At 63.3% G+C, this 12,411-nt stretch carries 14 protein-coding genes and 1 pseudogene; 10 read left to right on the top strand and 5 right to left on the bottom strand.

Annotation, left to right across the window (positions count from 1 at the left end; translation table 11 throughout):
- The first annotated feature begins 180 nt into the window (after positions 1-180).
- Entirely contained in the window at positions 181-837 is a 657-nt protein-coding gene (locus ACX80A_RS11225) for a peroxiredoxin-like family protein (RefSeq protein ID WP_459259787.1), read from the top strand.
- 37 nt (positions 838-874) lie between these two features.
- On the opposite strand, the gene ybaK is transcribed toward ACX80A_RS11225, so the two are convergent.
- On the bottom strand, positions 875-1,360 hold the full coding sequence (gene ybaK / locus ACX80A_RS11220; protein ID WP_459259786.1) for a Cys-tRNA(Pro) deacylase: 486 nt from the start codon (positions 1,358-1,360) through the stop codon (positions 875-877).
- A gap of 148 nt (positions 1,361-1,508) precedes the next feature.
- On the opposite strand from ybaK, the gene ACX80A_RS11215 reads away from it, so the two are divergent.
- From ACX80A_RS11215 to ACX80A_RS11185, 7 genes are all read left to right on the top strand, one after another.
- The gene (locus ACX80A_RS11215; protein WP_459259785.1) at positions 1,509-2,051 is read left to right on the top strand and encodes a hypothetical protein; all 543 of its coding nucleotides are present in this window, start codon (positions 1,509-1,511) and stop codon (positions 2,049-2,051) included.
- 159 nt (positions 2,052-2,210) lie between these two features.
- Positions 2,211-2,420, top strand: a complete 210-nt coding sequence (locus tag ACX80A_RS11210; protein WP_459259784.1) for a hypervirulence associated TUDOR domain-containing protein — start codon at positions 2,211-2,213, stop codon at positions 2,418-2,420.
- Between the two features lie 3 nt (positions 2,421-2,423).
- Positions 2,424-3,641 carry an NAD(P)/FAD-dependent oxidoreductase gene (locus ACX80A_RS11205; protein WP_459259783.1) on the top strand — a complete coding sequence of 406 codons (1,218 nt, stop codon included), beginning with the start codon at positions 2,424-2,426 and terminating at the stop codon, positions 3,639-3,641.
- A gap of 177 nt (positions 3,642-3,818) precedes the next feature.
- Positions 3,819-4,244: an Hsp20/alpha crystallin family protein gene (locus ACX80A_RS11200; RefSeq protein ID WP_459259782.1), complete on the top strand. Its 426-nt coding sequence runs from the start codon at positions 3,819-3,821 to the stop codon at positions 4,242-4,244.
- Between the two features lie 102 nt (positions 4,245-4,346).
- Positions 4,347-4,718 carry a hypothetical protein gene (locus tag ACX80A_RS11195; RefSeq protein ID WP_459259781.1) on the top strand — a complete coding sequence of 124 codons (372 nt, stop codon included), beginning with the start codon at positions 4,347-4,349 and terminating at the stop codon, positions 4,716-4,718.
- Between the two features lie 188 nt (positions 4,719-4,906).
- Positions 4,907-6,580: an alpha/beta fold hydrolase gene (locus ACX80A_RS11190; protein ID WP_459259780.1), complete on the top strand. Its 1,674-nt coding sequence runs from the start codon at positions 4,907-4,909 to the stop codon at positions 6,578-6,580.
- A gap of 91 nt (positions 6,581-6,671) precedes the next feature.
- A complete protein-coding gene (locus ACX80A_RS11185; RefSeq protein WP_459259779.1) occupies positions 6,672-7,307 on the top strand; it encodes a uracil-DNA glycosylase family protein in 636 nt (211 codons plus the stop codon).
- 65 nt (positions 7,308-7,372) lie between these two features.
- On the opposite strand, the gene ACX80A_RS11180 is transcribed toward ACX80A_RS11185, so the two are convergent.
- Positions 7,373-7,978, bottom strand: coding sequence for a class I SAM-dependent methyltransferase (locus ACX80A_RS11180; protein ID WP_459259778.1), 606 nt, complete (start codon positions 7,976-7,978; stop codon positions 7,373-7,375).
- A gap of 59 nt (positions 7,979-8,037) precedes the next feature.
- On the opposite strand from ACX80A_RS11180, the gene ACX80A_RS11175 reads away from it, so the two are divergent.
- Positions 8,038-8,763, top strand: coding sequence for a YqjF family protein (locus tag ACX80A_RS11175; protein ID WP_459259777.1), 726 nt, complete (start codon positions 8,038-8,040; stop codon positions 8,761-8,763).
- 47 nt (positions 8,764-8,810) lie between these two features.
- Here ACX80A_RS11175 and ACX80A_RS11170 read toward each other — a convergent pair whose 3' ends face one another.
- Complete coding sequence (locus ACX80A_RS11170; RefSeq protein ID WP_459259776.1) at positions 8,811-9,497, bottom strand: SDR family oxidoreductase; 687 nt, start codon at positions 9,495-9,497, stop codon at positions 8,811-8,813.
- A gap of 119 nt (positions 9,498-9,616) precedes the next feature.
- Positions 9,617-10,735 (bottom strand): alcohol dehydrogenase catalytic domain-containing protein, encoded by a 1,119-nt coding sequence (locus ACX80A_RS11165; protein ID WP_459259889.1) that lies wholly within the window; start codon positions 10,733-10,735, stop codon positions 9,617-9,619.
- Between the two features lie 108 nt (positions 10,736-10,843).
- Between ACX80A_RS11165 and ACX80A_RS11160 the strand changes: the two genes are divergently transcribed.
- Complete coding sequence (locus tag ACX80A_RS11160; protein WP_459259775.1) at positions 10,844-12,070, top strand: TerC family protein; 1,227 nt, start codon at positions 10,844-10,846, stop codon at positions 12,068-12,070.
- A 225-nt stretch (positions 12,071-12,295) separates the two neighbouring features.
- Here the strand turns inward: ACX80A_RS11160 and ACX80A_RS11155 are convergent.
- Positions 12,296-12,411 (bottom strand): annotated as a pseudogene (locus ACX80A_RS11155) (IS481 family transposase); the annotation flags it as partial.

Here is a 12,411-nt window from a genome sequence, read left to right as displayed (position 1 = left end):
TCATGACTCTAGCGGAATACTGCCGTGGTGCGGCAGGGCACCATTGGTCGCTGCCGCTGGTCATCCTGGGTGTGCGGCGGCCGTTTGTTGCACGATGTTACCAAGCGCTGGCTGGGCGGTGTTCGGGTGCTCTACCGTAGGGGCAGACAGGTTCAGCAGGCCCTATCGAAGGAGACCACTATGTCCGGCAGCATCGCAGAACAGGTAGACCACTTCAACACCGGCTTCACTGAGCAGATCGGCCCCGAGTTGTCGGCGGTGTTTGCCCGGGAGCAGGAGGATCTCACCGCACGGGGGCTCCCGCAGGAAGTCATTGCGGAGGGTGACACGGTTCCAAACGCCGTGCTGACTACTGTCGATGGTTCACCGATCGGATTGGGCCAGGTGCTCGCGGAGGCAGCCGCCGTCGTCGTTTTCTATCGTGGCGCATGGTGCCCCTATTGCAACATCACCCTCAAGACCTACCAGCGGGACCTGCTTCCAACGCTGACGGAGCGCGGCATCCAGCTCATTGCCATCAGCCCGCAGACGCCGGATGGCTCCCGAGCCGCCGTCGAGAACGGTGAGCTTGGCTTCACCGTGCTGTCGGATCCGGCAAGCCGGCTTGCCCGTCACCTAGGCCTCCTCACGGAACCAAGTCCGGACGCCCGTGAAGCGCATTCGGAGCTAGGCTTCGATGTGGCGGACAGCAACGCCGATTCGACGGCGGGCATTCCGTTCCCCACGGTCCTGCTGGTGGACCAGGACGGCACCGTCCGGTTCGCCGATGTGCACGTCGATTACACCCGACGCACCGAGGTGCCGCAGATCATCGAGGCCCTCGACCGGTTGAGGTAGGGCTGGACCGGTCCGCGACCTCCGGCGGGTGCGTGTTTCAGTCGGCCCTGATAGGGGCGACCATTGCGCCGCTCACCCGGATGAGATCCGCCGGGGCCAGCTCAATTTCCAATCCGCGGCGCCCGCCGGATACCAAAATGCTGCTAAATTTCAGGGCTGACTCATCCACCACCGTCGGGCTGCGCTGCCGCTGGCCTACCGGCGAAATTCCGCCCAACACGTAGCCGGCCCGCCGCTGGGCAAGTACTGGGTCGGCAAGCGCCGCCTTCTTCTTCCCGCACGCGGTAGCCAACGCCTTCAGATCCAGGGTGCTGGAAACGGGGACGACGGCGACCATGAGAACGCCGTCGACATCCACCATCAGAGTCTTGAAGACACGGGAGGCCTCGACGCCGAGGGCTGCTGCAGCCTCTGCTCCAAAGCTGCCGGACTTCGGATCGTGCGCGTAGCTCTGAACGGTGAAGGGAATCCCGGCCGTGGTGAGGGCCACCGTAGCAGGAGTGGACGGCGGCGTGCGCTTCATGCCGGAAGCCTAGTGGATAGCCCGCGGAGAAGTGTGCTCGGATCCAGCCCATTTCAGAAGTGGTAGCAAGACCAGCACATAGTAAGTATGCTTAGGGCATGATTCTTTCCGTCACGAGACGGAAGACCGATAGCAAGGAGTGATCTTTATGGCTGGAAATCTACTGGCACGATCCGTCCACGACTTGAGCGCCGCCGCGTGGTTCGGTGGATCACTGATGGGTGCCGTGGGCCTCAACGGTGCGGCAGCCGAGGCCAAGGACCCGAAAGAACGTACCCGCCTGGCAGCGGCTGGTTGGGCCAAGTGGACCCCCATTCAGGCTGCAGCCTTCGGGGCGCACGCCATTGGTGGCGTCGGCCTGATCCTCGGCAACAAGGACCGGGTTGCTGGGCAAGATGGCGCCCTAGCGAACACCACGATCAAGTCAGTGGTGACAGTAGCCGGAATGGGTCTGTCGCTGTACGCCGGCATTCTCGGCAAGAAGGTCGGGGAACTCGCCGATCAGGGCGCACAGGGCGCAACCGAGCCTGGCGCCTCGAGTTCAACTGAGCTGGCGACGGCCCAGAAGCAGCTGAAGGTTATTCAGTGGATCCTGCCTGCCGTCAGCGGAGCGGTCATCCTCCTCGGTGCGCAGCAGGGCGAAATGCAGCGCCCAAAAAACGTGCTGAGCGGGTTCACCAACCGTCGCTAAGCAAGTGTGAATTCTGGACGATAACAAGTCCATAGCAGAGGGACAGGCCCAGGTGGTCTGTCCCTCTGCTCGTCCGGGATCGCCGTCCACCAGTGATTCGATCTCCCAGCCCGGACTACACGTAGGCTGTAAGCACACTTTCAATTAGGAGGAGTCACGGTGGCACTGAGCAGAGGAACGAAGGTGGAGTGGAACACTCCGCAGGGCACCACTCACGGAACGATTGTGGAGAAGAAGACCAGCGATTTCCAGCTGGACGGCAATACCCGCCGGGCCAGCGACGACGAGCCCCAGTACGTTGTCGAGTCCGGCAAGACTGGAGCCCGTGCAGCTCATAAGGCCAGCGCCCTGACCGAGAAGTCGCACTAGACGATGACCGCTGCCGGGGCCACAACCGTAACCCACCATCAGATAGTCGTGATTGGTGGCGGCAACGCTGGGATCTCCCTGGCGGCGCGATTGCGCCGGTACGGTGCCAAGGATATTGCGGTGGTGGAACCGAGCGCCGATCACCTCTACCAGCCGCTGTTCTCCCATATAGCGGGCGGGACCGCCGAGGCCTCCGAAGCCATCCGTCCGCAGGCCTCAGTGATTCCCCGCGGGGTTCAGTGGATCAAGGATGCAGCTGTCGACGTCGACGCGGCACAGCACACTGTCCACCTGGCATCCGGCACCTGGGTTCGCTACGACCAACTGGTGGTCTGCCCTGGAATCCAGAAGAATTGGGACGCGGTGCCCGGTTTGGCCGATGCAATGGCGTCCGAATATGGTGCGTCGAACTACGAGATTGAACTTGCGCCCAAGGCCTGGAACCTATTGCAAGCCGCGCGGCGGGGGACTGTTGTCTTTAACCTGCCACCCGGTCCACTGACCTGCGGGGGAGCCGCGCAGAAACCTGTGTACCTGGCCTGCGATTACTGGGCCCAGCAGGGCGTTCTGGAGAACATTCGGGTGGTGCTGATCGTTCCGACGCCCACAGTGTTCCCCGAAGACGTGGCCAACGAGGAACTCACCCGCAAGATCGCCGAGTACGGGATAGAACTGCGCGTGAACAGCGAGATCACCGAGGTGGATGCGGGTGCGCGGACCGTCACGGTCCGCGACAACGGTGCCAGCAGCAGCCAGACTCTTGCCTACGATGTGTTGCATGCCGTCCCGCCGCAGTCGGCGCCAGACTGGCTCAAAACCACTGATCTGCCAGCGCCCGGCGACCCATCGGGCTTTGTGCAGGTGGATCCCAAGACGCTGCGTTCCATCAGGTATCCCTCCGTCTGGTCCCTCGGCGACGCCGCGGCCACCCTGAACTCCAAGTCAGGCGCTGCCCTTCGCCAACAGACCCAGGCGGTTGCTAAGAATCTGATGGCGGTCCTCAAGGGGAAAAGTGCCACCGCCTCGTACAACAACTACTCCGCTTGCCCATTCACCGTGTCACGATCCACTGTGGTGTTCTCCGAGTTTGATGACCAGTACCGCGCCAAGCCCTCCATCCCGTGGAAAGGCATCATGCGGGAGCATCGCGTCACCTTCATCCTCGAGCGGCGCATCCTGCCATGGGTGTACTGGAAGCTGATTTTGAAGGGCCGAGCCTAGTCCCGGCGTTCAATTCGTCCCATAGTTTGCCTGCGCCATAGACCCCCGGATTGCGTCCCAAATTACTGAAACATTCCTCTTGCATCGGTTTCTCACCGGTGCTATAAAAATTTATGTCAGTCACCGCAGGTGGCCGACGCGATATTCATCAACTCAAGATGCTAAGGAGTAGGAACCATGTTGATGCGTACCGACCCATTCCGCGAGCTGGATCGACTGGCCCAGCAGGTTCTGGGCACCACGGCCCGGCCTGCTGCCATGCCGATGGATGCTTGGCAGGAAGGGGAGAACTTTGTAGTAACCTTCGACCTTCCCGGTGTCGACACGGAATCCATTGATCTTGATGTGGAGCGCAACGTGCTCACCGTCCGTGCCGAACGACGACCCTCGGCCCCAGATGGCATCGAGCTGATCGCCGCGGAGCGCCCCCGTGGGGTGTTCAGTAGGCAGTTGATCCTGGGTGACACGCTGGATACCGATGGCGTGAAAGCCAGTTACGACGGCGGCGTCCTGACCCTGCGTGTCCCGATTGCTGAGAAGGCTAAGCCGCGACGGATCGAAATCGAAAGCAACGGACAGTCCCGGCAGGAAATTAACGCCTGATGCGGGGCCAACAGTGAGGCAGGGGTGGTTCCCGCCGGGGGGCAACGGGAGCCACCCCACTCGTTGGAGAAGTCCACGCTCACGCGAGGCAAGGAGAGTGCAATGACCGGATGGCGCCGTTATGACGCTCAGCTTGTTCCGGCCTTCTACGAGCGTTTTGAGGAACGCTGGGGAAAGGGTGCCGCACCGTTCCTGGATCCGGCGGCTGGGGCTGAACCACAACCCCGCGCGCAGTGGATCAACGTGGACACCGGGGCGGCGGTAGCGGCGGTCCCCATCTGGGGTGACGATCAGACGCAGCGTTCCTTCGGCGTGTTCTACCTCCCGCCGCATGGAGACATCTGGGTGCTCCGGCCCGGTAGCACGGCGTACCTCGAAACCAGCGACGCTGCTGACGAAATCTCGCTCCGCAACGACGCGTTCAAGAAGGCGGTGGCTTTCGCGAAAAGATTCATCTATGGCGATGACGCCTAATTAGCCGTCGTTGTTCCTACCACCCGCTTACGGGTTGGGTTCAACTTGCCGCCGGTCAATGCTTTTATAAGCAAGCTTGCTTTCTTCCGTGCTGCGTCGTAGGGTCTACACCGTGATGCAGTGCGATTTCTGCTGGAAATCGCCGCCCCCAGCCTCCTCCCCGTGACTAGCCCGTCAGGTGTACCACTATGACCCCCACCTCTCCCGAAGCCGGGGATGCACTTGCCTGCCGTCTCCGGTCGGTCACCTTGCTGGGAGCCGTCTCCGACACCCCCAATTTCGTCATGGTGCACGGCATCGGGATGTCCCACCGTTACTTCGACCGGCTCCAGCCGGAGCTCGCCCTTCATGGCAACACCCATGTATTGGACCTGCCGGGGTTTGGCGGAACCCCTAAACCGGGACAGCAGTTGGGGATCGACGCCTACGCCGCCGCGCTCGGGCGAACCCTAGATCAGGCAGGCATTCGTTCCTGCGTACTCATCGGCCACTCGATGGGCGCCCAATTTGTGACGGAACTCGCCGTTCAGCGGCCCGATCTGGTGACGGACCTGGTCCTGATCGGGCCGGTCACCGACCCTACCCGCCGATCCGCGGTGTGGCATTCGTTCGCCCTTGGACTGGATAGTTTGAGGGAGCGACCCCTCACCAACGCGATGGTTCTGGCCGACTACGCGCGGTGCGGCTTGCCCTGGTACTTCACTGAACTCCCGGTGATGCTCAACTACAACATCCATGAACGCCTCCCGTTAGCAACCCAGCCGGTGCTCGTGATTCGCGGTAGCAATGACCCGGTTTCAAGGCAACCCTGGTGCTTGCGCCTTGCTGCCGAAGCGAAGGACGGCCGTTTGGTGGAAATCCCCGGTCAACCCCACGTCGCGCATCGTGGTGGTGCCAAGGAGGTTACCCAAGCGGTCCTTGCTTTCCTTCGGCGAGATGATCACGCGCCGTCGGTCGATGCGAAGCCACCGGCTACCGGGCGAAAGGGGCCGCTTGCTGTCCTCTCCCACGTCCACACTGTGCTCAGCCGGAGGGCTGGTGCCGCGCCGTCGTCGGACATCACCGATTTCCACAGCGTCACTGTTGGTGACCGGCAGTGTCGGGCATACCCGCTGATGCACACAGGGGTTAGTACTGCGGGTTCGGTTACCGGCGACCTGACCGCGCAGCGAACATTTGTCTTTATCCACGGCATCGGAATGTCCCACCGCTACTTCAAACGCCTCAGCAGTGTCCTCGCCGAGCATGGTGATACCTATCTCATTGATCTGCCGGGCTACGGGTGGACCGGTAGACCGGCAGAAAAGCTCACCAATCCGGCCAACGCCGAGCTGATCGGGGCACTGCTGGACCACATCGGTGTTGGCCCGTGCATTGTAGTGGGGCATTCGATGGGGGTGCAAAGCGCCACCGAGTTGGCTATTAGCCGCCCGGATCTGGTGAGCAGCCTGGTCCTGATCGGGGCCGCCATTGACGCCAAGCAGCGCACAATTCTTCGCCAGATGCCCCGGTTGGCGTTCAACTCGGCATTGGAGAAACCACTCCTCAACAGCTCGCAATTCCTTGACGTGGTGCGCTGCGGGCCGCGTTGGTACGTCTCCCAACTCGCCGTCGCCATGGCTTACCGGCTCGAAGAACGCCTTCCGATGGTCAAGCAGGCAGTTCTGGTGATGCGGGGTACCCGGGATCCGATTGCTGGCTCCGGATGGTCGCAGTCCCTGGCGGAGTCAGCCCAGCGAGGAGACCTCCTGGAGATTGAGGGAAGTCCGCACGCCGTTCACCACAGCGCGCCCGAGGCGGTGGGAGCGGGCATCCTCGATTTTGTTCTCCGGAATGAAGCACTGGTGGTCCACCCAGGCTGACCCGGGTCACCTCGTTCAGCTTGGGCGCGTAAGCTGGAAGACTGCGGACAACATTATTGCCACTTCAGGCATTGTCCGCGAGGAGGCAAAATTGGCACGACGCATGGCGGACCCGGCTTACCGAGCACAGCAGTGGGAACGACGTTACGACCCGAACATCGAAGAAATCAACCGGATGTGTGACACTCTGGCCGAGCAGAAGCCGGACCGTTCACTTCCCTACATTGACCCAGCACATGACCTCGACGAGTGTCGGATTGTGAGCCTGTTCTCCAACCCGGGCGCAAGCCTCGCCTCAGGATTTGTGTCGGCGGAGAACGACGACCAGAGTGCCATCCGCACTGCTGAGATTTATGAGAGCGTTGGGCTGCAGCCCAAGTTCGTGATGCCCTGGAACGTTTACCCCTGGTATGTCACCGAGGTGAAGGAAAAGGCGCTCACCCCTGAGCAGATCGACGAAGGCGTCAAGCCGCTGCTGGCCTTCCTGCAGCGCGTCTCCCGCGCCTCGGCCCTCGTGGCCCACGGCACCGACGCCCATAAGGTGGCGCGCCGTCTCACCCAGTTGGAGAACCGGGCCATTCAGCGCCGCGGCTTCAAGGTCTACAAGGTGCGCTCCACCGGGGACCGCGCGTTTGCGGGATCCCCAGCGAAACAAGAAATGTGGCGCCAGGAAATGCAGGCCGCCTACACCGACGCGATGGCTCGCGCTGGTATCAGCCGCGCCTAAGCGCCTCACGTCTGACGGCGCCCGGTGAGAAGCCTTCATGGCTGTCACCGGGCGTCGTCTGTCGTTTAACCGGCGCGTTTGCGGGCGAGCACGGCCACCAGGAACGACGACGACGACCGCCACGGCCGGAGGTCCCAGGTGGAGAACTCGCTGGATCGTTCGAGCCCCGCGGCGTCGGCGTCGGCAAAGAAACTGTCGGTGGTGTAGCCGCGGCCACTCCCGAAACCGACCACCAGCCTGCCGTCCGGGGCCAGATGGTCGGCGAGCCGGCGCAGCACTTCCGGTGCCGTCCCGGGCGCCAAAAACGGCAACACATTCCCCGTGCAGACGATCAGGTCAAACGACTCGCCGAGATCCAGTCTGCTCAGGTCTCCGGTCCGCCACTGTGATCCGGGATGATCCCGGTGCGCTGCGGCGACGAGTTCCGCGTCCGCATCCACACCGGTGACGTGGTGTCCCAGCCGTGCCAGCTCCCCGCCGACCCGGCCGGTACCGCACCCGGCGTCGAGAATTCGGCTGCTCCGGGATGCCATTGCATCGAGAAGTCGCGCCTCACCATGCAGGTCCTTGCCGTCGGCCCGCATCGCCTCGAAGCGCTTGATGTAACGGGCGGAATGCCCCGGGTGTTCACGGTTTTCTGCTGCCCAGAGGGTCTCATCATTCACTGACACAGCCTACAAGGCATACGATCAGGGGAGAATGAAACCGACCTGGACCTAGGAGATTTCGCATGGCTGAATCAGTTGCCTGGCCGGCATCCCCGCCCCTGCTCAGCTGGCCGATCATGGACCAGGCGTGGCTGGATGCTGTTTTCTTGCACTGGCGGATTCCGGTGGCGACGGCGGCTCAGTTCATGCCTCCCGGCACGGAACCCGATGTGTACGACGGCGACGCCTGGGTGGGACTGATCGGCTTCCGGATGGTGGGTGCGGGGATCGGCTCGGGAATGCCCGTGCCCTATTTCGGGTCCTTTAGTGAGATCAATGTTCGGCTGTATTCGCGTGAGCCGGACGGGACGCGCGGGGTGGTGTTCCTGACCCTTGATGCCTCCCGGCTGGCCGTGGTACTGGTTGCGCGGGCGGCGGGCATCCCGTACGTCTGGTCCCGGTGTGCCCCCGTGCCCGATCCGGGGCTCGCCGGTTATACGGTGCGGCGGTTCCGGGGCGGGGCGTCGTCGTCGTTCGCTGTCCGGCCGAACCGGGCGTCGGCAGCGGCCGATCCACTGACGATAAACCTCACGGCACGGTTTGGCCTACATTCGGAACTCGCAGGGCGGACCTTGTTCATCCCGAACACGCATGCGCCGTGGCCATTGCACCCGGCTACCGTGGACCACTTGGATGACGGGTTGGTGCGCGCTGCCGGAATCGAGGTGGCGGGACCGCCTGAGTCGGTACTGTATTCGCCCGGAGTGCAGACGCAGTTTGGGAAGCCGCGGGTGATTTCGCGGAGTTGAGCACGCCCAAACACCGATCCGAATGGTGCGTGATTTCGGCGGGTCGGTTAGACCATCCCGGATGGGCGGATGTTCAGCGATTCGATGACCGAATCGCGTGACGCGTTCACGGCGAGGCGGACGGCCTTGGCGACCTGGTCGGGTTGGATCCACTCTTCGGGGCGGTAGGGCTTGCCCTCAAAATTGTGGAGTTCCTGCTGCATGTCGGTGGCTACCCGGCCCGGGTGGATGGAGCTGACCCGGACGCCGTTGCCGCGCTCCTCCTGGCGCAGGGCATCGGTGAATGCGCGCAACGCGAACTTGGTGCCGCTGTAGACAGCGGACCCGTCGCCGGAGGCGTACCCGGAGCCCGAGTTGATGGCCACTACCTGACCTTTGGCGGCGCGAAGTGCGGGCAGTAACAGTCGGGTCAGGTTAGCCACGGCGAAGACGTTGACCTCGAAACTGGTGCGCCACTGCTCGGGCGTCAGGTCCGCTATGTGTCCCATCTGGAGCACCCCTGCGGAGTGGACCAGTACGTCGAGTATGTCGATGCCCTGGACCTGGTCGGGCGTGAGCTCGGTCAGTTCGGCCGTGAAGGGTTCGGCGGAGGGGAACCCGCGAGCGAGGGTCGTCAGGGCCGCGGCATCACGGCCACCCAGGAGCAGATGGTGGGTGGGGGCGAGCTCGTGGGCAATGGCGAGGCCGATGCCCCGTGAGGCTCCGGTGATGAGGGCAACGGGCAGTTCAGTCATGCTCCACATCCTATGCGCGCCCCTGCACGCCGGAAAAGTGGCCGGGCCGCAGGGGAGTGGCGGCGCAACCGCGAGTCTGCGGGGGAGCCGCGATTCCCGCGGACCTTGCGCCGGGCCAACTACCGGAGGGTGAAGATCCGCCGAACCACCAGACCGTCGGCGAGGGCGTCGAGGCTCTCGTTGAGGTCACCCAGCTCCCGGGTATCCGTGTGGAGCAGTTCGACGGGCAGCTTCCCCTCCCGCCAGAGCGCCAGATAGGCGGGGATATCGCGGGCGGGAACCGAGTCGCCCATGTAGGATCCGAGCAGGCGTTTGCCCGCTCCGGCGAACTGCAGCGCCTGGGTAGTGATGGTTTGCTCGGGGTGCGGCAACCCAACCGACACCAGCGCGCCACCGCGGGTCAGCAACCCCAGACACGCCTCCATCACCCGGGCACTGCCGACCGCCTCGATCGCCACGTCCACCCCGTCGCTGCCCAGGGCCTTGACCAGGGCTTCCGCTTCAGCTGGGGCGCCCACCGACGTCGCCCCGCAACGTAGGGCGAGGTCACGTTTCGCGGGGAGCGGATCGATCGCAATCACCGTGGTGCCGGGTACCTGAGCGGCTGCCATCACGGCCATCAATCCCACCGCGCCGAGACCGAACACAATCACCGCCTGACCTTCGGTCACCCGCGCGGTGTTCAGCACCGCCCCGATCCCGGTGAGCGCTGCGCAACCGAACATGGCCGCAACGTCGAAGGGGACGTCGTCGTCGATCACCACCACCGACTCGCGGGCCACCACCGCGTACTCGGAGAACGCCGAGACGCCCAGATGGTGGTTGATCCGGGCGCCGTCGGCGGTGCGCAGGAGCGCAGGGCCGTGCAGTAGATCGCCGCTGCCGTTCGCTTCGGCGGCACGGTGGCAGAGGGCGGGGCGGCCGGCGTCGCACGCGCGGCAGGACCCGCAGCTGGGCACAAACACCAGCACCACCCGATCACCCGCTGTGATATCCGTTACGTTGGTGCCCACGACGTCGACGACGCCGGTCGCCTCATGGCCCAGCGCCATCGGCAGCGGACGAACCCGTGACCCGTCGATCACCGAGAGGTCCGAATGGCAGAGGCTGGCCCGCTCAATCCGTACCAGCAGCTCGCCAGACCGAGGCGACGGGACGGCGAGTTCCTCGATAATCAGCGGAGCACTGGCGGCGTAGGGGTGGGGAGCGCCAGCTTGGTGGAGGACTGCGCTGCGCATCGTGGAGGGGTTCATGGGTTCAATGTACGGCCTGGGGCCGCCTTGCCGTCCACTCCCTTAGCGAACTACCGTGAGTAGTACGCCATCTGTATGAGGAGAACAAACCGCATGGAAGTATCCCCCCTTGTCTGGGCACTAACGATCGCCGGAATTGTCGGGCTGCTGCTTTTCGACTTCTTCTTTCACGTCCGCAAGGCGCACACGCCGTCCCTGAAAGAGGCGGCCGTATGGTCCTCCATCTATGTGGGACTCGCGATCCTCTTCGGCGTCGGTGTGCTGATCTTCGGTGGCACCACCATGGGCACCGAGTACTTTGCTGGTTACGTGACGGAGAAGGCCTTGTCGGTGGACAACCTGTTTGTCTTCCTCATCATCATGGCCAGCTTCAAGGTGCCGCGGGCCGACCAGCAGAAGGTGCTGCTGTTCGGTATCGTGTTCTCGCTGATCGCCCGCACCGGATTCATCTTCCTGGGCGCCGCGCTGATCAACCAGTTCGCCTGGGTCTTTTACATCTTCGGGCTGATTCTGCTGCTGACCGCCGGCAACCTGCTCAAGCCATCGTCGGACGACGATCATGGAGACACCCTGATCGTGCGCCTGGCCAGGCGCTTCCTCCCGGCTACCGAACATTACGACGGCGACAAACTGTTCACCATTGAGAACGGCAAACGGGTCCTCACCCCGATGCTGCTGGTCATGATCGCCATCGGCGCCACCGACATCCTGTTTGCGTTGGACTCCATTCCCGCGATCTTCGGCCTGACGCAGAACGTGTTCATCGTCTTCACCGCCACCGCCTTTTCCCTGATGGGGCTGCGCCAGCTTTACTTCCTGATCGACGGCCTCCTGGACCGCCTCATCTACCTGTCCTACGGCCTAGCCGTCATCCTCGGGTTCATCGGCGTCAAGCTGATTCTCCACGCGCTGCACGAGAACAACCTGCCGTTCATCAACGACGGCGAACCCGTTCCGGTGGTCGAAATCTCCACCGGGCTGTCCCTGTCGGTGATCCTGGGGGTCCTCGTCATCACCGTGCTCGCCTCGATCTTCAGCCCCAAGGGCAAGGCCAAGACGGCCGTCTCCGGCGCGAAGCGTCACGCCACCGAGTACATGGACCTCGACTACGAGACGGACATCGACGAGCGCGAGAAGATTTTCAACCGCATGGTTGAAGAGGAGAAAATGCTGCGCGCCCTTCCAGAGAAGTACAAGAAGCTCATCCGCAATGAGACCGAGTTCATGGACCTCATCAAGAAGGCCCACCAGGCCCACGGTGCTGCGGTCGATAGGGAGCCGACCCGCGAGTCCGGAGTCAGCGGCCCGACCAAGCTCTAACTGGGTTCAACGTAGCCTCAAAACAGGGCCCGAACCAGCTTTAATCACAGAGGGTGGCCCCGCAGACTGAACGGCGGGGCCACCTCTTTGGATTTGGGGTAGATTTACTCGGCGCTGATCTGCCAGATGGCGTACTCGTCGGCGTGCAGGATGGCGCGGCGACCATCGGACATGTCGCGAATCCACACGATGCCCAGTGTTTCCGCCAAGTGAATTTATGGTGCCCTAGCTGTATTGACCTGAGAGGTTGGTGACGCGGCTGGCTGGTGGTTGACCTTTGAGTGCGGTGTGGCCTCGGTGATGGTTGTAGTGGTGGAGCCATGCCGGGAACGCGGCAACAC

The sequence above is a fragment of the Arthrobacter sp. TMN-50 genome (assembly GCF_054511125.1).
Note: the sequence above shows the minus strand (reverse complement) of the source record. Positions and strands in the feature narration are given on the sequence as shown.